14 protein-coding genes are annotated in these 19820 nt (G+C 46.8%); 8 read left to right on the top strand and 6 right to left on the bottom strand.

All coding sequences use genetic code 11. The annotated features are described in order from the left end of the window. The first annotated feature begins 47 nt into the window (after positions 1-47). Together Q0620_RS06215 and Q0620_RS06210 are read left to right on the top strand one after the other, a co-directional pair. A complete protein-coding gene (locus Q0620_RS06215; RefSeq protein ID WP_298783811.1) occupies positions 48-5213 on the top strand; it encodes an alpha-2-macroglobulin family protein in 5166 nt (1721 codons plus the stop codon). A 273-nt stretch (positions 5214-5486) separates the two neighbouring features. Next, positions 5487-7037, top strand: coding sequence for a flavocytochrome c (locus Q0620_RS06210; protein ID WP_298783809.1), 1551 nt, complete (start codon positions 5487-5489; stop codon positions 7035-7037). Positions 7038-7146: 109 nt separating this feature from the next. Here the strand turns inward: Q0620_RS06210 and Q0620_RS06205 are convergent, their stop codons facing one another. Beyond that, a complete protein-coding gene (locus tag Q0620_RS06205; RefSeq protein ID WP_298783807.1) occupies positions 7147-7416 on the bottom strand; it encodes a hypothetical protein in 270 nt (89 codons plus the stop codon). Between the two features lie 171 nt (positions 7417-7587). On the opposite strand from Q0620_RS06205, the gene Q0620_RS06200 reads away from it, so the two are divergent. Both Q0620_RS06200 and Q0620_RS06195 read left to right on the top strand, forming a co-directional pair. After that, complete coding sequence (locus tag Q0620_RS06200) at positions 7588-8349, top strand: EFR1 family ferrodoxin (RefSeq protein ID WP_298783804.1); 762 nt, start codon at positions 7588-7590, stop codon at positions 8347-8349. 141 nt (positions 8350-8490) lie between these two features. After that, on the top strand, positions 8491-8649 hold the full coding sequence (locus tag Q0620_RS06195; protein ID WP_298783802.1) for a hypothetical protein: 159 nt from the start codon (positions 8491-8493) through the stop codon (positions 8647-8649). A gap of 559 nt (positions 8650-9208) precedes the next feature. Here Q0620_RS06195 and Q0620_RS06190 read toward each other — a convergent pair. From Q0620_RS06190 to Q0620_RS06175, 4 genes are all read right to left on the bottom strand, one after another. After that, the gene (locus Q0620_RS06190; protein ID WP_298783801.1) at positions 9209-10906 is read right to left on the bottom strand and encodes a sensor histidine kinase; all 1698 of its coding nucleotides are present in this window, start codon (positions 10904-10906) and stop codon (positions 9209-9211) included. Then, complete coding sequence (locus Q0620_RS06185; RefSeq protein WP_298783799.1) at positions 10890-11552, bottom strand: response regulator transcription factor; 663 nt, start codon at positions 11550-11552, stop codon at positions 10890-10892. Before Q0620_RS06185 ends, Q0620_RS06190 begins: the two co-directional genes overlap by 17 nt. A 325-nt stretch (positions 11553-11877) precedes the next feature. After that, entirely contained in the window at positions 11878-12294 is a 417-nt protein-coding gene (locus Q0620_RS06180; RefSeq protein ID WP_298783797.1) for a hypothetical protein, read from the bottom strand. 13 nt (positions 12295-12307) lie between these two features. Then, a complete protein-coding gene (locus tag Q0620_RS06175) occupies positions 12308-12811 on the bottom strand; it encodes a PepSY domain-containing protein (protein ID WP_298783796.1) in 504 nt (167 codons plus the stop codon). A gap of 207 nt (positions 12812-13018) precedes the next feature. On the opposite strand from Q0620_RS06175, the gene Q0620_RS06170 reads away from it, so the two are divergent. Next, positions 13019-14635: a phosphoethanolamine--lipid A transferase gene (locus Q0620_RS06170; RefSeq protein ID WP_298783795.1), complete on the top strand. Its 1617-nt coding sequence runs from the start codon at positions 13019-13021 to the stop codon at positions 14633-14635. 202 nt (positions 14636-14837) lie between these two features. Here Q0620_RS06170 and Q0620_RS06165 read toward each other — a convergent pair whose 3' ends face one another. Next, complete coding sequence (locus tag Q0620_RS06165; RefSeq protein WP_298783793.1) at positions 14838-15743, bottom strand: LysR family transcriptional regulator; 906 nt, start codon at positions 15741-15743, stop codon at positions 14838-14840. A 141-nt stretch (positions 15744-15884) separates the two neighbouring features. On the opposite strand from Q0620_RS06165, the gene sdhA reads away from it, so the two are divergent. The 3 genes from sdhA to sdhE are packed head-to-tail and all read left to right on the top strand — an operon-like array spanning position 15885 to position 19604. Further along, on the top strand, positions 15885-17765 hold the full coding sequence (sdhA, locus tag Q0620_RS06160) for an 8-methylmenaquinol:fumarate reductase flavoprotein subunit (RefSeq protein ID WP_298783791.1): 1881 nt from the start codon (positions 15885-15887) through the stop codon (positions 17763-17765). Then, positions 17762-18736, top strand: coding sequence for an 8-methylmenaquinol:fumarate reductase iron-sulfur subunit (gene sdhB / locus Q0620_RS06155; RefSeq protein WP_298783790.1), 975 nt, complete (start codon positions 17762-17764; stop codon positions 18734-18736). The genes sdhA and sdhB overlap by 4 nt, the downstream gene beginning before the upstream one ends. 10 nt (positions 18737-18746) lie before the next feature. Beyond that, positions 18747-19604, top strand: a complete 858-nt coding sequence (gene sdhE / locus Q0620_RS06150) for an 8-methylmenaquinol:fumarate reductase membrane anchor subunit (RefSeq protein WP_298783788.1) — start codon at positions 18747-18749, stop codon at positions 19602-19604. Positions 19605-19820 lie beyond the last annotated feature (216 nt).

Raw genomic sequence — 19820 nt, 5'->3', positions numbered from 1 at the left:
AAGGTTAATTTGTATATAATTTCGTAAAATTTTTGCAAAGGAATTTTATGAAGACAAAACTACTAAGCGCAGCGCTATTTTGCGCTTTGGCTAGCTTTGCCGCGGGCGTAGAGATCAAATACGCTAGCGGGGCTTACGAGATTAGCGGGGTGGACGGCAGTGGATTTAGTGTCACGCAAAAGCAGATCTTAAAATGCACTCCCAAAATCACGGGCACCTACGAAAGCGTGAGCGAGAGCTCAATCAGGCTCTATCCTAAGCCGATGCTTAGCGCCGGGGTTAATTATTCGTGCGAGGCGCGCGGGGTGCGCTTTGAGTTCGAGACAGAGCCTTTTAGCACCGAGCATATCGCGATTCTGCGTCCGGGGCTAGTGGCAATTAAATTTAACGATGCGGTTAGCAAGGACGCGCTACAGCAAGCGACTAGAATTTACCGCGCGCAGAATTTAGCCCAAAACGATATATCCTACGAGCTTAGCTCGCACGATGATCGGAATTTTTTATTCAGCTTCGATCCTAAGGCGCAAAACGTCGTATTGCAAATAGAATCCCTCACCTCAAAAGCGGGCGCAAAGCTACAAAATCCGGTGGAGTTACGCACGGACGAGGAGCCTTTTAATGATAGCATTAACGCTTCAAATTTAAGTGGCGTGCAGATCCGCTCCGCGGCTCTAAAAGATGGCTCACTCGCAGCTAGAGTGTGTTTTCCTAACTATATGGACGAGCTGTCCGCCAAATACGTAAGAATCGCAGGCGTGAGTAAATTTAGCCTCACTCAGCCGCGATATTATTATTACGACGAAGATGAAGAGGGCGGCGAAAGCGACGATCCTTCATGCTACTACTATGCAGATATAGTAAGCGACGAGTTTATGCCGAATAAAAGCTACGAGATTAGGCTGCTAAAGGGCTTCGGAGATAGCTCATATATTTTGCGTGACGAGATAAAACAAAGCGTAAAAATGGGCGACAGGCTGCCTTTCGTAGCCTTTAGCGACGAGAAAAATTTCATCCCAAAATCCGCTTCGTTGGCATTTAAAAGCTCAAACGTAAATGAGGTTAAAATTTCGATTGCCAAAGTCCCTGAGCAAAATTTTAGGTATTTTTTAAACTTTGAAAGCAACGAAGATAGTGTAGGTGGGCTAGCTAGCGAGATCGCAGTTAAGAGCTTTGATATAGGAGGCGCTAAAAACGCCGTCGCGGAGCATAAAATCGCGATGGATTTTAAAGGCTATGAGGATGGAATTTATAAAATCACGGCGTTTTACAAAGTGGGCGAAAAGATGCAAGAGATTTCGCGCGTAGCCTATCTTAGCGACATTACGGCTCAAGTGGTGCTGCTTGAGCGCGGTGCGCTAATTTATACTTCTAGGCTTAGTAATGGCGAGGAGCTAAGCAGAGCGAAGGTTAAAATTTACAGCGATAAAAACGAGCTAATTGCAGAGGATAAAACGGACGGAGATGGAATTTTGCGATTAGAAAATATGGAAATTCTAGCCAAAAATCCGCGCTCTATCGAGATTAGCAAGGGGGATGAGCATGCGTTCGTGCTGTTTAATAACGCCGTAGCAAGCGTCGAGAAAACGATTACTGCAAAGCGTCCGTTCGTTTATCTTGCAAGCGAGCTGATAAGTCCGAACGAGCGGCTTTTAGGCACGATCGTGATGAAAAATCGCGATTTTAGCTCTTTAAAAAATACGCCGATTAAATTTAAAATTTACGATCCTAGCGGCACTGTGGTCATCACGCGCGCGCAAAACACCGATGAGTTCGGCAGCGTTAAAATCGACGAGCTGATAGGCGAGAAAAGCGGCACTTACCGCCTGGATCTCATCTATGAGGACAAAATCATCGCTTCTAAAAGCTTCAGCGTAGAAAATTTCCTCCCAAACCGCATTAAAAATGAAATTCTCACTGCTAAAGACGAATATGGCGCGGATGAAATCATAACTTTAAAGCTAAGCTCAAACTATCTTGCAGGCGCGCCGGCTGGAGATTTGAAAGGCTCGCTGGAAGCAAACGCCTATGAAAAAGAGCTAAAAATTAAAGGCTACGAGGGCTTTTCGTTTCTAAACGATCGCTTAAAGAAAAAGGGCGCTACGCAGCTTCGCAGGGCAGAATTTACGCTAAGCCCCGCCGGTAAAAAGGAGCTTGCACTCTCGCCGGCAGCAGCTGATCTTAATGTCTCTAACGCCATAAATATTCTACTAAATTTCAGCGTAACCGAGGAGGGTAAAAACGTAAGTGCATATCGCAACCTAAGCTATCTGCCTTATGATCGTATCGTAGGAATTCGCGCGAACAAGGATTTTATTTCAAGCGGAGATAGCGTAAAATTCGGCTTTGCGCTACTAGATTCCAAAACTAAAACCGACGTCAAAGGCAAGATCGACGTTGAAATTTACCGAGACGATTTTACTTACGTTTATGACGGCAACAGATACGTCGAGCAAGAAAGCTTTAATCTCGTAAGCGCCGTTAGCACCGATGCGCGCGAGTTTGAGTATAAATTCCAAAACGGCGGCAATTATCTAATCGTCGCAAACGATTACTCAAGCGGCGCGAGTGCTGGCGTGCGCGTGGACGTAAGCGGCTGGGGATATTATGGACGGGTAAACGCTAAAGACGTGCAAAGCGCTAAAATTAAACTCGCAAGCGACAAGGTTAAAGCTGGAGATAAAATTAAAGGCGTCATCAATTCGCCAGTAGAAAGCGGCGTGCTAAATATCTCGCTCGTAGGCGAGCAGGTTTACGACTATAAAATTCTATCCATAAAAGGCGGTAGCGCGGAATTTGAGCTTAGCGTGCCGGATAATTTCGTTGGCGGACACATCAACGCTGTAATCGCGCGCGCCGCGACACCCGCTGCAATGCCGCTTAGAGCCTATGCAAACGTGCCGGTGGCGCTAGATGCGAGCTCGCACAAGGCTAACGTGCAAATTTTAGCCGAGAAAAGCTATAAAAACGGGCAAAATGCGCAGATCAGCGTAAAAAGCGAGCCGAATTCCAAAGTGGTGCTCTACGCAGTCGATCTTGGAATTTTAGATATCGTCTCACAAGAGGAGCTTGATGCATTTAAGGCGTTTGACGTTAGCGCGTATTTTGCACTACGGTACTTTGATATTTACGATGATCTTAGCGTGTATCAAACTACTGCTAAAGAGCTAAGCTTCGGCGGCGACGGCGTGATGGCGAAGGCTAAACGAAATTTAAGCCCGGTCGAAAACAAAAAGCAGAAAAAATTTATCAAAATGCTGATCGCAAAAGCGGATGCAAACGGCGAGGCGAAATTTGAGCTTGCGATGCCGAAAAATTTTAACTCCACGATCCGACTAAGCGCCATGGCTATCGGGGAGACGGCTACGATCGGCTCTGCAAACGTCGAAGCCAAGGTCCGAGACGACGTGATCATAAAGCCCGCCGATCTAACCTACATGGTGCGCGGCGATGAAATTTCCGTGCCGCTAACGCTCATCAATACGACTGATAAAGAGCAAAAGGCGGTCTTAAAAATCAGCTCATCTCCTTCGGTCGCTATAAGCGGTGGTGAGGCAAATTTCACGCTCAAACCGCTTGAGGTCAAGCATACGAACTTCACCGCGAGCGCACTTGATATTGCGGATGCGAACATTAAATTTGATCTTGACGCAAACGGGCAAAAATTTAGCAACGACGTGGAATTTGACATAATCAGCCAGTTCCCGCGCTCGAAGCTATTTCACGTAAGCTATGGCAATAAGCCGGTAACGCTCAAAATCGATCCGAGTTATAAAGAAATTTATACTCACATCAGCGCTACGCCTAATGCTTTTAGCCTAGCGGACGAGCTATATCTCTATCCTTACGGTTGCACCGAGCAGCTTACTTCAAAGATGGTAGCGGTTGATTATGTCGCACGCAAAGACTCCAATAAAACCTTAACCAACCGCGTAAACGAGTATGCAAGTAGAATTTTATCTCGCCTCAAACCTAGCGGCAGTTTCGGCTACTGGAGTGCTCACGGCGTTACTAATTACTACGCTTCGATTTACGCAAGCGACGTTTTATTAGAGCTTGATGCGCGCTATAAATTCCTTAGCAATAAGCAAAGATCGCTGATATTTAGCGCCTTAAAATCAGACTACGAAGATCAAGCGACGCTTCGAGTATATGCGGATTTCGTGCTAGATCAATACGGCAAGCTGGATGACGATGAGATAAATTTCATTTACGACAATGGCCTTTATGACAACTCGCCGATGGCTCGCATCGCTATGGCTGCGATACTTAAAAAGCACAATATGACGACCGAGTTTAACTTCATGCGTGAAAAAATAAACCAAATGGATTATGATTACGCCGAAGACGGAGCGGGCTTGACGTTTGCTAGCGACATAAGAGACGCCGCCTTTAAGCTCTACGCATTCGGCAAGGCGGGCATCAAAGATGATAGCACGGCTCGCACGGTCGATGCGATCATTCGCGATCTAAAAAATATAAACAACACGCAGGAGCGAGCGAGCATCATACGCGGATTTGATGAGTATTTTAAGGATTCGAAAAAAGAAGCCCATTTTGCATTAAAATACGACGGCGAGACGAAAAATTTCAATTCGCCGTTAGATACCAAACTCGCGGTTAAAGACGGCGCGATAGAATTTACGCCGATGAGCGGCAATGGCGAGCTATTTTTTACCGCTCTTGGCTTTGGATATGAAAGCGCTGCGGTCAAACACAATCCGCTTAGCATAAATAGACCGTTTGATAACGACCGAGATAAGAAGGTTGAAATTTATCGCGAGTTTCTCGATGCTCGCGGCAACATCGTCGATCTAAACAAACTCAAAGTAGGGCAGAAAATTTACTCTAAGATCAGCTGGCGAGCGAATCATTATCTGTATAATTTTGCAATCGACGAGGCGATGCCTAGCTGCTTTGAGGCGGTAAATGAGCGCCTGGGCTCGGCCGCACAGGCTCGCCCGGAAGGCTTTGTGGATAGCGTAGCGATCGAGTATACGGAGTATCTGTACGACCGAGTACTTCACTTCCCGAAAAGCGGTTATTTTTACTACGATCCGCAAGAGGGCTATAATAGTACCGGCGTCATCTACACGCCGATAAACGTGATTATGGCTGGCTCGTGCGCGCTTCCTGCGATCTCTATCGAGGATATGCAATACGAGCGAGTAAATAATTACGATCTGCAAACGCTTAAATTTAAAGTCGCTCGCTAAGGGCGTAGCGATTTTAAGGCTCGGTGCGAATTTTGCATTCATTGCGATTTTCGTGCCGAGTGCGCTTTTGCGTTCACAAGCATTTTGCAAACGAGCGCCTGATAAAATTTTAAAATTTTAATTCCGCTCGCCCGCCGAATTTCAAAATTTTATATCAATGCCTATATTTCATAGCTTTTTACTATCTATTTATAAAGTTATTCTATTTGACTTACATTTAAATTCAAGTTATCATTTCTTTTAAATATACACTTTCAATTAAAGGAGTTGCAAATGCAAGACGTATCAAGACGTAGTTTTTTAAAGATTAGCGCAGTGGGCGCCGGAGCGCTTGCGCTAGGGGCTAGTAGCGCAAGTGCGGCGCAAAACGCTAAGGATGTCAAATTTGACGAGGAATACGATATCGTCATCATCGGCACCGGTTTTGCGGGACTTGCTGCGGCGATTAAAGCTAGCGGGCGCGGTAAAAAGGTGCTTATCTTAGAAAAGATGGGTCGCGCGGGCGGAAATTCCGTCATCAACGGCGGAAATATGGCCGCTCCGATGAATAAATTTCAAGTCGCACAAGGCATCAAGGATAGCAAGGAGCTTTTTATCGCCGATGCCGTAAAAGACGGACTCGGACTCAATCATACCGATCTTTTGGGCGTGATGTTTGATCGCGCAAACGACGCCGTGGATCTTTTAACTAGCTGCGGAGCGGAATTTAGCGATAAGCTGATCTTTGAAAGCGGCCATAGCGTCGCAAGAAGCTTACAATCGACCAACGGCTCTGGCTCGGGTTATATCCAACCGATGATGGGTAAACTTCAAAACGATCCTAACGTCACGATCAAGACCCGCACGAAATTTGATGATTTCATCGTGGATGACAGCGGACGCGTCGTGGGCGTAGAAGCGCGCGAGGAGTATAAATTTGATCCGAAGCTCTTTAGCGACGATCTGGAAAATAAAAGCGGCGAGAAAAAGAGCTATAAAGCTAAAGACGGCGTTTTGCTAGCCTCGGGCGGATACGGACGCGATCTATGGTACCGCCAGATCCAAGATCCGCGCGTAGTGCCTAGCATAGACAGCACCAACCATCCGGGAAGCTCGGCAGGAGCGATGCTAGCGGCAAACAGAATCGGCGCATTTACCCTTTTAACGTCATGGATTCAGTTCCTTCCGTATTGCTCGCCCGACGAAAAGGGCTTCGGCGCTGCGGTAAACTTCACCAACCACTGCTGCAACACCTACGGTCTAACCGTCGATCCAAAGACCGGCAAACGCTTTATGGATGAGCACGCAGGGCGCAAGATCAAGGCGGACGCCTGCTTTAAGGTTATCGGCGAGAGTGAGAAAAACGACAACTATCCGGTAAACGTCTGCGACTCCCAAGCCGTCGCCGCGCGTAACCCGGTCTATACTTCAAGGCCACTGGAAGCGGGCGTCGTGAAGAAATTTGACACGCTAGAGGAGCTTGCGAAGGCTTACAATCTGCCGCTGGAGCCGTTTTTAAAGACCGTCGCGGATTATAACTCTTACGTCAAAGCGGGCAAAGACCCCGAATTCGGCAAAGTGGTCGATAAGCTAGACGGCATCGACGTTTCCAAACCGCCGTTTTACGCAAGCCGCACGATGCCGAAGGTGCACCACACGATGGGCGGACTCGAGATCAACACCAAAGCTCAGGTAATCTCGAGCCTTACTCACGAGCCGATCCCGGGACTCTGGGCTGCGGGCGAAGTAACCGGCGGCGTGCACGGCGCGAGCAGGCTCGGAACCTACGCGATCCTTGATTGTATGGTTTTCGGAATGATCGCGGGCGAAACAATCGGGGCTTAAATTTAGCGCCCGCGAAATTTCGGCACGAAGTAGCGGTGCGTGCTTTGCGCCGAAACGCTTGATGTACGAAGGACTCACGCGAAGTAGGACACAGCACAATCCGTAAATCCTACGTAGAGCGGCGGCAGGGTCTGTAGCGGTTTACAAGGCTAGGTACGTGAAGCAGTAAAATGCGTACAGCATAAAAGGCTTTGTTGCCCAAGTCGTAACGCCTAAGGACGAGAGTGCGTTCGCCGCCCGCGGCGGCGCGACGGTAAAATTTCAAATCATAAAATTTTAAAATTTCATAACGCGGGAGTTTTAAATTTTGTAGCGCCAAAACTCTGCGGCGTCGCCCGAGTCTGCGCTGCGTAAGCCCTGTTTTGTGCGTATCGCGCACACTAGGTAAAAGCTAAATTTAAACGCCGCTTTTATGACGCCGTAGCGGCATGAGTGCACGATCAAATTTTAAAATTTCATGCGCATTTTGCGTAAAATTTCATCTATTTAGCAATCAACGATGCTAAATTTCGCTAAAATTCGTCACACGAAGCAACTTGGGGAGACACGCATGATAGCGATCTATTTTAGCGCCACGGGCAACACGAAGCACTGCGTGGATAGGCTCATCGCTCATCTTGGCGGCGTTTGCGTCTCGATCGAGAGCAAGGCTTGCAATGAGCTTTTAAAGCACCACAATGACGTTATCTTGGCATATCCCGTCTATTTTAGCGACCTACCGCGTATCGTGCGCGACTTCCTCTACCGAAACGGCGCGAGCTTTAGCGGCAAAAACGTATTCATCCTCGCTACGATGGAGATTTTCAGCGGCGACGGGGCAGGGTGCGCGGCTAGAGTTTTAAAACAATTCGGCGCAAACATAACGGGCGGCGCTCATATCAAAATGCCCGCGTTCATCCTCGACGTGGCGATTTTTGGCTACTCGCAAGCGAAAAACGAGCGCATAATCAAAGAGGCGGATGCTAAAGTCAGACGCGTTGCGGAGGCGCTTAGCACAAATCGTCCGCCGCAAGAGGGGCTGAGCGCGCTTTGTCGTATCGCAGGGTTTTTAGGACAGCGGCTTTGGATGAAAATTTGGGACAAAAGCCCCTTTGCTAAGCGCAAGCCGAGCCTCGATCCATCGCGATGCATCGGCTGCGGAGCCTGCGTCAAACCCTGCCCGATGCGAAACATAAAGCTTGCTTGCAAAAAGGCGCAATTCGGCGATGAGTGCACGCTTTGCTACAGGTGCGTAAATATATGCGAGCACAAGGCGATTACGATCCTAGGCAGGGCGAAAAATTTAGAAAAGTCCATCGCCGCAGACTTATGAGGACGAGCTCATGCCTCACAAGTTCGCAATCAAATGCGTAAAAACGGGCGAGGAAATTTTAATTTTTGATAGCACTGCGTACGGCTAAAGCGCGACGTTTCGCGACAAGCTCGATGCAGAAAAGTAGCCCGTCACTATATAGTGAAATTTAATCTACCGCCGTGCAAGACCCGCGTAAAATTTGGCTACAGCACCCGCTACGGATACGAGACAGACGAGCGTGGTAGGGTCATACTGATAAACGACGGGGCTGCCTCATGGGGCGAGGTAAGGCAAATGGTTTTGATTATATCGCCGTAAGCTACGAGGACGAAGCGGGCAAAAATACAAAATTTCGCTTATGTAGGCGGTCTTAAATCTCAGTCTGTCTTTTTTTGCTCCGTATTTAAATTTTTACTCGGTCGCTAGATACTCCTAAATTTAAATTCCCTAGAGCCGAATGTAGCGTCTTAGAATTTTAGCAAAGGTTTATCCTGTAATACTGCGCCGTGAAATTTCAGCGAAGGCTTATTTTGCCGCATACCTCAAAATTCTTAAATTACCCGCGCCGGCCTACTTAAGCTCTAAAGCGCTTGCCTTATCACTTCGCCTAAGGGCGAAATGCCGCGCCTTGTCTTATTAATTCGCCGTGGAATTTCGCGGTAAAACTAAATTTTAAAATTTGGCCCATTTAAATTTAAAAGCGCACGACTATCACAAAAATCATCCGATATTATTGGCGACGCCGGCCTAATTTTAAAATTACACCATCGCCCCTATATACGGCTATGGCCGTTAAATTTTAAGCAACAATAGGCGATAAAATTTTAAGAATTTCGCCGCCCAGCATTTCTTTACGCCGCCAAGCCCACAAAACCGCCTAAACCTTCTTAAAATTTACGCTAAATTTGCTTCCGCGTCCTACTTCGCTACGTAGTGAAACCTGCGCATTATGGATCTTTGCGATTTGTGAGGCGATGGCTAGCCCGAGCCCTGCGCCGCTATTTTGCTCGCGATTTCTGGAGTGCTCTATTTGATAGAGCTTGTCCCAAATTTTATTTTGCAAAGCAGGCTCGATGCCCTCTCCATCGTCGCTTATGCTAAGTTCGCACGCGTCTGCGCTCACGCAAAGCTCTAAAACGACGCAGCTGCGCGCAAATTTTAAAGCATTGCTTAAAAGGTTGTTAATCAGCCTGATCAAAAGCAGCTCATCGCCGTTTACGCGCACGCCCTCGGCTATCTGCGAGCTAAAGCTTAGCCCTTTTTGTGCGCACAAAAGTTGAAAGTCTTGCGCACACTCGCTTGCGATTCTGCTTAAGCTTACGGGTGCCAAACGCGCGCCGCGCTGCAAGCGAGCAAGCTCTAAAATCTGCTCTATTAACGCTGAAATTTTACGCGCTTGATTATTGATGACCGCGAAACTCTCCCTCGCCTCGCTCGCGTCTTGCTCGTAGGCTAGGGCATAGTCGCTTTGAGCCAGTATGACGGCAGCGGGCGTACGCAGCTCATGCGAAAGGTCGGCGCTTAGCTGCCGCTCGCGCTCAAACGCGCTTTGCAGTGATGCTAGCATTTCATTAAACGTAGCTGCGAGCGCGCTTAGTTCATCCTTGCCTCGCGGTAGTTCTATTCGTCGCGTAAAATCGCCGCTAGCTCCGATCTCGCTAGCTGTACGCGACATAGTGCGCACGGGCTTAAACGCTCTTTTTATGATCGCGTAGCCGCCGTAGATGACGAGCACCACAAATAGCGGCGATAGGATAAGAGCGATCAGCATCACGCGCTTCATCGCAAGCTCAAACTCGCTAACTGCGATGACGCCGCGTATCCATGCACTGCGCCCTTTGATCTGCGCGTCGTAATAGAAAAACTCGTCGTCATCAAGCTCCACCTCGCGCGCGCCTTGAGGCGAGAGCGGCATCGCAGGCTCGAAGCCTTTAGGCACAAACCCTGCGATCACGCCGCCTTGTCCGTCATGCTCGTAGAAAAATACACCGTCATCAAAGCTTTTTAGCTTGTCATCGCGCGCGGCTTTTTGCACTAAGCGGGCAAGCTTTTTTTGGCTGACGGAGCTTCCTGATACTTCGTCTAAAATATAGCCGCAAATGCCGATAATAGCGCCTGCAAGTGCCAAAATAAATACGCTGTAATAAAGCGTCACGCGCAGGCTGATAGGTAGCGCGCGTGAGCTAAAATTCTCCTTAGCGATTGTAAATACTCTAGATAAGACTTGAGCAAAATTTTGTATTGTGATTTTAGACGCGAAATTTTGTTCTTGACTTTGCGCGAGAACGCTATTAGAATTTTGCGCTAGATCAGGCGTTGCGCTTGTAGCAGCAAAATTCGGCGCGGAATTTGATGCCGGATTTTGCGTGGAATTCCATTTAAAATTTGACGCCCGGTTTAACTCAATATTTTGCGTGGGATTTTTCTTGCGGCTTTTCTTTAAACACGCAAAATTATGCGTAAAATTCTGTTTAAAATTTCGCACGAATTTTAATATGAAAAGCGCCGTAGCGGCAAAAATCTGCTTCGCAATCGCCGAAATTTTAATCCAAATCTTGCTATTTTGCCACGACATAGCCAAGCCCTCGCTTCGTTTCTATTATATCGCCGTGCTCGCCTAGCTTTTTGCGGATATTTTTGATTAAAACATCGATAACATTTGAGCTTGTTTCGTCGCCAAAATCCCAAATGCTCTCACCGATTTGTTCTCGGCTTAAAATCGCACCGCGATTTAGCATTAAAAGCTCTAAAATTCTATATTCCTTACCCGTTAGCTCCACTACCTCGCCCGCGCAGACGACCGATTTTTTACTTAGATTTAGGCACACTTGCCTTATGATAATTTCGTTATCCGCAGTAGCGTTTTTACGCCTGATAATTACGCGAAGTCGCGCCAAAAGCTCACGAAAATCAAAGGGCTTAACCATATAATCGTCTGCGCCCAGATCAAGCCCTGCGATGATATCTTCTTTGGCGTTCCGCGCAGTTAAAAATAAAACCGGCGTTCCCAGTCCGCGCGCCCGCGCCGCCTTCAAAAACTCAAAGCCGTCCATCACGGGCATCATCGCATCAAGCACGATAGCGTCATATTTTGCGACATCCAAAAACTCTAGCGCTTCCTTGCCGCAAAAGGCGCAATCTACGCTGTAGTCGTCCTTTTTCAGAAATTTTGCGATTATTTGATTTAGATCTTTTTCATCCTCGACAAGTAAAATTTTCAAAGTGCTCCTTTAAAATTTTGCTAATTCTAATCCGCCATTTTAGCCAAAAACGCATAAATTTTGCGGTGCTTTGGATGTGTAAACCTGCTCGCTTTATGCACCGCCAAATTTCAGTAGCGTTGGGAGCTGCGCTAATTCGCAGGCGCCTTTTGTCTAGCTCTAATCTCGCTTGCCTTTTTATCCGCTACGCTTCCTAATCTCCCTAAAAATTTAGCGCACCTGCTGCGATATTTAACGCAAAAAGCCCAAATCCTACGTAGTCACGCTTGAAATTTGCTTAGCGATTTCGCGTTTGCAGCGGCTACAAAGCACTTGCTTGCAAGAATTACAAACCTCCGCGAAGCTTGCTGCGCTGGCAGAAATTGCTTGTATATAAAAAATTTTGCGTATCAGCGAAATTTTGCTCGCTAGTGGAATTTTGCGCACTTGATAAGCCTTGCGTCTGCGAAGAACTCCACTCGCTCTCACAATCTTTCGCATCCGCAGAAATTTTTTGATTTTCGCAACATTCCATGCTAGAAAAATCTTTAGAATTTTTCTCGCAGGACGCGAGATTCCGCTCGCTTGTTTCGCTTGCTAAATTTGCCGAAAAATCCTGCGCATTTTCATCTAAATTTTTAGCCGCGTCTGCATTTTGGGCGCCATAGTCAGCGTTTTCGTTTATGCTAAAATCCCTAGCGTCCAAAGCCTCACTAGTTTGGGCGGAGTTATCTGCTCCACCCTTTAAGCTTTGATTTTTCATCTCACGCCTTTGCTTATTTTTGATGCTGCAAGATCTGCTCGCCCGTAGCGGCGTCGATTAGCACCTCTTTTTTGCTCATGCCTTGGCGCAGTTTGACTTCGTATGCAGGCTTACCGCCGTTACTTTTTAAATCAACCTCGCGAAAATCCCAGCCGGTGTTTACGCTAAGTGCTTTGGCGCGAGCGTCTGTGGCACTGATTTTGACCTGCGAATAATCAATTTTACTAGGCTTTAGCTTCTTTTGCGTTTGAGTCTTTAAAATTTCGCCGCTTTGAGCGTCGATTTTGATCTCGCTTTCGCTACCTTCTTTATACGACTCGATCTCATAGATGAGCCTTCCGTGCTCATCGTCGATTTCTACGCTTTTTATAGTCGCGTCACCAAAGTTTTGTTGCGCGATCCCTATTGCTTGATCGAATGAAACTTTAGCATCCTTTTCGATAAAACTTCCTGCGTTTAATGCGCCTGCAAGGGCGAATGTAGCGGCGAGTGCGCCTAAAGCTTTAAGATTTTTCATCTTTAATCCTTTTGATTTTATTTCCAAATTTTATTTTGGATGGCGCAATTTTAAAATTCCAAGATGAAGCTAAGATGAATACGCGCGGAATTTTAAAATTTCACAAAAATTTTGCTGCGATTTGTGAGATACGAAGCGCGGAATTTCCGAGCATTTACCAAAACGCCGTAAAATTTCAACTTGAAATTTTATCTCAAGGAACGCTTCGTGCCTAGTTTTTTCAAAAATCCGTCGCAGCAGAAGCTTATTTTTCTAAGCTCGCTTGCTTTTGTGGCATTTTTTAACTTCTCGTTTTTCAAAAATATCATAAATGCCTACGGAATTTCAGGGCTAAATTTTATCTATTTTGTCTGCGACATGGCAGCTTTGATCGCTTTTTTGACGCTATTTTTTACGATTTTTAGCTCGCGCTATACGACTAAGCCGATTTTGATGATCTGCTTTTTTATTTCGTCGTTTACGGCGTATTTCATGGATAGCTATAACGTCGTAATCGATTCGGAGATGATCCGTAACGCAGCCCAGACGAACTTTGCCGAGTCAGCGGATCTTTTCAGTCTGCGACTGGCGATTTACGTGCTGGTGCTGGGCGTCTTACCCTGCGTGCTGATTGCTCGCTCGCGCGTTAGCTACCGTCCGCTTCGATTTGAAATTTTAGCTAAGCTCAAAGCGGCGGGCATTTGCATAATAATCATCGCGGCGCTGCTTTTTGGATTTAGCAAATACTACGCGTCGTTTTTCAGAGAACATAAAATTTTACGCAGCTACGCAAATCCCGGATATTGGATCTACAGCGGCGTTAAATTTGCTGCAAAATCTAAAAAGCAGGGTTCGCAGCCTCTGATGCAAATCGCTACGGACGCGCATATCGATGAAAATTCTACAAGCTCAAAAAAGCTCGTCGTCGTAGTCGTGGGCGAAGCGACAAGAGCGGATAGATTTTCGCTAAACGGATACGAGCGAGATACTAATCCGCTACTAGCCAAAGAGCAGGGTGTCGTAAGCCTAAGCAATACCCATTCTTGCGGCACTTCGACGGCGCAAAGCGTGCCGTGCATGTTTTCGCTGCTAAATCGCGAGGAATTTAGCGTCGAAAAGGCTGCAGAGGAGCAAAACGTATTAGACATACTAAACCGCGCTGATGACATGGCGATTTTATGGCGCGATAACAATTCCGATTCCAAAGGTGTGGCGCTGCGCGTAAAATATCAGGATTTTAAAATTCCGCAAAATAATCCGATCTGCGACGTAGAGTGCAGGGACGAGGGGATGCTTGCGGGGCTTGATAAATTTATCGCCGAAAACGCGGGCAAAGATGTATTAATCGTGCTGCATCAGATGGGCAATCACGGGCCTGCGTATTTTAAGCGCTATAAGAAAGAATTTGAAAAATTTAGCCCCGTTTGCCGCGATAACGAGCTTGAAAACTGCTCGCAGCAAGAAATTTCAAATGCCTACGATAACGCGATTTTATACACGGATTATTTTTTAAGTAGGGTTATAAATTTTTTAAAACCGTATTCTAAGACGCACGAAACAGCGATGATCTATATGAGCGATCACGGCGAGAGCCTCGGCGAGGGCGGCGTTTATCTGCACGGTATGCCCTATCTTTTCGCTCCCGAGGCGCAAAAGCATATCGGCGCTATCGTTTGGCTAGGTGAGGGAAAAATGCGCGAAAGATATGATCTAAGCGCGCTTAAATCGCATAAGGATGACGCTTTTTCGCACGATAATCTTTTTCACACGCTGCTTGGAATTTTTGAAGTAAATACCAAGGTGTATAACAAGGATTTGGATATTTTAAATGGAGTGAAAAATTAGAATTTTGCGCTAAATTTCGTCGTAAATTGTGAGTGAAATTTTAGCAGCAAAAATTCTATTGGCAAAATTCTAATTTAAGCTTAGTTTAAAATTTTCCTAAGCTCGGGCGAAATCTACTATAAAAATTTTTGTGCAAAAGCCAATAAAGAGGCAAAGTGCCGCAAAAGCTTAATCTCTCATTTATCGTTGCGAGCTATGAATTTTAAATTTCATTAGAAATTTTACGTGCAGTTTTAATAAACGCCTGTGCTAGATGGTTTAGATGTTTACCTTTTTTATAGGCTATTATCAGCGTATTATCGAGCTCGCGCGCGCCTACGTCAAAGAGCTTTATCCTGCTCGCCTTATCTTCTTTTATCATCTGCGGTATGCTAAAGCACGCTCCTGCGCCGCTTGCGACGATAGCATTGGCGATATCAAAGGTCTCCGTACGGCATAGCACTTTCGGCGCAAAGCCTGCAGCGGCAAAAAATGCATCTATCTGCTCGGCGCTTCTTAGGCTTTGATTAGGCAGGATGAATCTTTCCTCTTTTAAGTGCGAAATGTCAATTTTGGGAATAGATTCGTTTTTAAACTCAAGCGAGAGCGGATGGATGGAGCTTAGAGCGACATAGGTTTTTTGCGTTAGAATTTTGACCCCGTCAAGCCCGCTCATATCGATGGGCAGTATCAGCATACCGACATCAAGATCACCTTGAAGTAGCATTTCGCGAATGCTAAGCGCAGAAGAAAACTGCGTGATTTGTAGATCCGAATCCTTAAATTTCTTGCAAAACATCGGCAGTAGCGACGGCAGTAGATTATAACCGTTTTGCGAAAAACCAATGCGAATTTTATCATTTTTTACGCCGCTTATTTCAGAGATATCGTTTTTTAGGTCGTTTATGGCATCAAAAATGACTTTGACTTTACTAGCATAAATTTTTCCCGCGTGCGTAAGCGAAATGGGATTACTCGTGCGGTTAAAAAGCTGCGTTCCAAGCTCGCGCTCCAGCGATAAAATGCTCTGCGATAGCGACGGCTGCGGGATTTTAAGTGCTTCGGCAGCCTTAGTAAAGCTGCGGAATTCTGCTACTTTTAATACTAGCTCCATGCGATGCAAATTCATTTAGCCTCTCCAATTGATAATTTGATTCTTATGAAATGATACACTAAATAATATTTGACTTATGTTAAAAATGAAACTAAAATTACGTTTTTAGTTTAGAACTTTAAACTTAAGCTAAGAATTTCTCAAATGGAGAGGAAAATGAGTGAATCAAATTTCAACAGACGCGATTTCTTAAAATCCGCCTGTATCAGCGTCGGCGCGCTTAGCCTTAGCGGCTGCGTGGATACCGACAAAAGTAAAAGCGCAGACGGCGGCAACGAAGGCGGCCTTCCTAGTGTGGACGTACTCGTTATCGGCTCGGGAGGCGCGGGTCTACGTGCAGCCGTAGCGGTAAGAAAGAGTAATCCAAATCTCAGCGTAGTCGTGGCTACGAAGATGATGCCTTCGCGCAACGCCACCTGTATGGCGGAAGGCGGTATCAACGGCGTTACGAGTTTTAGTGGCGGCGATTCATATAAGCTTCACGCCTACGACACCGTAAAGGGCGGCGCATATCTCGTAGATCAGGACGCCGCGATTAAATTTTGCGAGCTTGCGGGCCCTACGATTGCCGAGATGGATTACATCGGCACGCTATTTTCCAGAAACGCCAGCGGCGGCGTGGATGGCAAAGAAAGCGGCGTCCCGGGCGGCGTAGCGCAGCGTTTTATGGGCGGCGCGTCTAAAAAACGATGCAACTACTCCGCCGATAAGACGGGTCATATCTTGATGCACGCCTGTTTTGACGATGCGGTTAGCAACGGAGTGAAATTTTTAATCGATCACGAGTTACTTGAGATCAGCGCGCCTGACGGCAAATGCGAGGGCGTCGTGCTTCGAAATATCCAAACCGGCGATTTTTATCCGGTGCTTTGCAAAGCCTTAGTAATAGCAACGGGCGGATATACGAGGATGTTTTACAACCGCACCTCGGTTCCTTATATCGCTACTGGCGACGGTATCGCGGCTGCACTGCGCGCGGGTCTTGGATTTAGCGATCCGGAGATGGTGCAGTTTCATCCGACCGGTATCAAAAGCGGCGGCGCGCTCATTACCGAAGCTGCGCGCGGCGAGGGTGGATATCTGCTCAATAATAAAGGCGAGCGCTTTATGAAAAACTACCACGAAAAGATGGAGCTTGCGCCGCGCGATGTCGTAGCTCGCGCGATCGAAACCGAAATCCGCGAGGGCAGGGGATACGGTGAGGGGCTCGGCGCATACGTACTGCTTGACGTAAGGCACCTCGGAAAAGATAAAATTTTAAAAGCCCTTCCTAAGATCAGACACACCGCCATTTTGTTTGAGGGTATCGATCTAATCGAACAGCCTATTCCGATTCGTCCGACCGCGCACTATTCTATGGGCGGCATCGAAGTGTCTAAATTTGACGATATGAGCACTAAAATTTCGGGGCTTTACACCGCGGGCGAAGCATCTTGTATCTCGATTCATGGCGCAAACCGCTTGGGCGGAAATTCTTTGACCGACGCCGTCGTAACGGGCAAGCTCGCAGGACTCGGCGCAGCGGATTATGCCGCGAAGCAAGAGGGATTCGGCTCTGGTAAAAGAGCGAGCGAGCTCGCGCAAAAATGGCAGGCTAAATTTAAGCAGATCGCAAACGGCTCGGGCAAGGCAAACGAGATGTATGAGTTGCGCGAAGAGCTAGGCGCGCAGCTTTGGGATAATATGGGCATCTTTAGAACCGGCGAAAAGCTCGATCTGCTTTCGCAAAATTTAGAGGGTATCAAAGCGCGTTACGACGAGCTGCATGTCGCGGATGCAAATCCCGTTATGAATACCGCATTTACCGACTACGTCGAGCTTGGAAATTTGATCCTGCTTGCGCGCTGTGCGTGTTTGGCTGCGCAAAAGAGGCTGGAAAGCCGCGGCGCGCATACCAGAGAGGATTATCCTAAGCGCGACGATAAAAATTTCTTAAAGCACAGTATCGTGACGATGAACGACGCAGGAGAGCTAAGCTTGGGCTACAAAGAGGTCGTCGTTACGGAATTCTCTCTTGACGGAAGGAAACCTCAATGAAATTTATCATAGACCGCTTCGACGGAAGCAAAAATTATAAGCAAGCCTATGAGCTTAGTTTAGAGCAGATCAAAGGAAAGACCCTGCTTGGAGTTTTGCAGTTTATAAAGCAAAATTTAGACATCACTTTAAATTTTACCGCAGCGTGCCGTATGGCGATATGCGGAGCCTGTGCCGTAAGGGTAAATGGACACTCATATCTTGCCTGCGATACCAAGATGGAGGCTCTGCTTGCGGAGTATGAAAATCCTGATAGCTTTACGATCTCGCCGCTAAATAACTTCCGAGTGATTTCGGATCTAGTGGTGGACTGGGAGCCTAGTATAGAGAATTTAAGAAAGATCAAACCGACCATTACGCCTAAGAAAGAATTTAGCGCCGATAAGGGCTGTAAGCAAAGCCCCGAGCAGATGGAGCGCGTCAAAAAGCAGTGGGATTGCATACTTTGCGGCTGCTGCGCTAGCGAATGCAATAAGCTTGGAGCGGACGCAAGCGATTATATGCAACCTTTTGTTTTTACGCATGCTAACCGCGCCGCGTTTGATTCAAGAAGCAGGGACGCTATGCCTCATCTAAAGCCTGCGGTGCTAAACGGATTATGGCTATGCGTGCACTGCCAAGAGTGCGCCGATCGCTGCCCTAAAGGCATAAGCGCCCAAAGCGACATCACCGCGCTTCGCGCCTTAGCTATGAAAAAAGGACTTACCGCAGGAAGCGGTCCGGGACATGCGGAGGCGTTCCTACTAGATATCGTAGAGGGAAGCGGAAGATTAAACGAGATCAAGCTTGCTTTAAGAAGCGAAGGAGTATTTGCAAATATGGGCAAGATGGATGTAGCGGCAAATTTAATGGCTGCGGGCAAGATGAATCCTTTGCACGTATTCGGAGGCGAGGAGATTGAAGGACATGCAGGACTCGTTAAGATGATAGAGGCCGCGCGTAAGGCTCAGGCTAGTGGCGAGATAGAATAAGGAGAAGAGGATGAATAACGAATTTGCATTTTTCCCGGGTTGCGTTTTAAGTCAAGCCGCAAAGGAATCTAAAATTTCACTTGAAGCGATCGCTCCGGTGTTGGGTATTAAACTTCACGAGATAAAAGGCTGGAGCTGCTGCGGGGCTAGTCAAGCTCAATGCGTCGATCCTATGGCAAGCCTAGTAGCCAATGCCAGAAACATCGCGCTAGCCGAGGGTATGAATATGCCTCTGCTAACTACCTGCTCCACCTGTATGCTAACTCTAACTAAAGCAAAGCTAACCTTGGATAAGGGTGCTAAAAGCTATATCAATACCTTTTTAAAAGAGGGCGGTATGCAGTATCAGGGAAGTACCGAGATTACGAGCCTGCTTTGGGTGCTATATCAAAGCTTAGACACGTTAAAAGCCAAGGTTGTTAGACCGCTAACAAATTTAAAGGTAGCGCTATTTTACGGCTGCCACTCATTAAGACCGGAGCGCGAGCTTAAAAAAGAAAGCTCAACCAATCCGAAAAGCTTTGAAGCGGTAGTTAGCGCACTTGGCGCTCAGATCGTGCCTTTTGAAAAACGCCTTGATTGCTGCGGCTTTCACGCTAGCTATCCTGCGGTAAAGTCGGTTCAAAAGATGTCAAGCGAGATTGTAAATAATGCGGGCGAAAACGGAGCGGACGTAGTAGTTACCCCTTGTCCGCTATGCCAGATGCAGCTAGATATCTATCAGGAGCGATACCAAGAAGCAACAAATTCTAAAGCAAGAAAGCCGATCATCCACTTATCTCAGCTGGTAGGTCTTGCTCTTGGGCTAAGCAACGAGCAGCTTGGACTAAATATCAATATCCAAGATGCAACGAGATTGGTAAGCTGATCTTTGGGAAATTTTCTAAAGATTTAACGGATGATTTTACAAAAATACTTCGCTGCGGCGCACATATAGTGCGCCTTGCGAGTATTTCACAAAATCATCCGACCTACGTTTACTTTATCCTAAAATACTTTCCGCTACTATAAAATTCTTGGATGAAACTTCATTGATTCGTAAATTTAACGCTTCATAAAATTTAATGTTTTCTCCGCCGTAATT

The sequence above is a fragment of the uncultured Campylobacter sp. genome, from assembly GCF_938017615.1.
Taxonomy (GTDB): domain Bacteria; phylum Campylobacterota; class Campylobacteria; order Campylobacterales; family Campylobacteraceae; genus Campylobacter_B.
This window is presented reverse-complemented; position numbering and strand designations above follow the sequence as displayed.

Coding starts and splice junctions, on each gene's coding strand:
- Q0620_RS06165 (WP_298783793.1), bottom strand. CDS start 15,743: ATGAATTTGCATCGCATGGAGCTAGTATTAAAAGTAGCAGAATTCCGC.
- sdhE (WP_298783788.1), top strand. CDS start 18,747: ATGAATAACGAATTTGCATTTTTCCCGGGTTGCGTTTTAAGTCAAGCC.
- Q0620_RS06210 (WP_298783809.1), top strand. CDS start 5,487: ATGCAAGACGTATCAAGACGTAGTTTTTTAAAGATTAGCGCAGTGGGC.
- Q0620_RS06180 (WP_298783797.1), bottom strand. CDS start 12,294: ATGAAAAATCAAAGCTTAAAGGGTGGAGCAGATAACTCCGCCCAAACT.
- Q0620_RS06215 (WP_298783811.1), top strand. CDS start 48: ATGAAGACAAAACTACTAAGCGCAGCGCTATTTTGCGCTTTGGCTAGC.
- Q0620_RS06175 (WP_298783796.1), bottom strand. CDS start 12,811: ATGAAAAATCTTAAAGCTTTAGGCGCACTCGCCGCTACATTCGCCCTT.
- Q0620_RS06190 (WP_298783801.1), bottom strand. CDS start 10,906: ATGTCGTGGCAAAATAGCAAGATTTGGATTAAAATTTCGGCGATTGCG.
- sdhA (WP_298783791.1), top strand. CDS start 15,885: ATGAGTGAATCAAATTTCAACAGACGCGATTTCTTAAAATCCGCCTGT.
- sdhB (WP_298783790.1), top strand. CDS start 17,762: ATGAAATTTATCATAGACCGCTTCGACGGAAGCAAAAATTATAAGCAA.
- Q0620_RS06200 (WP_298783804.1), top strand. CDS start 7,588: ATGATAGCGATCTATTTTAGCGCCACGGGCAACACGAAGCACTGCGTG.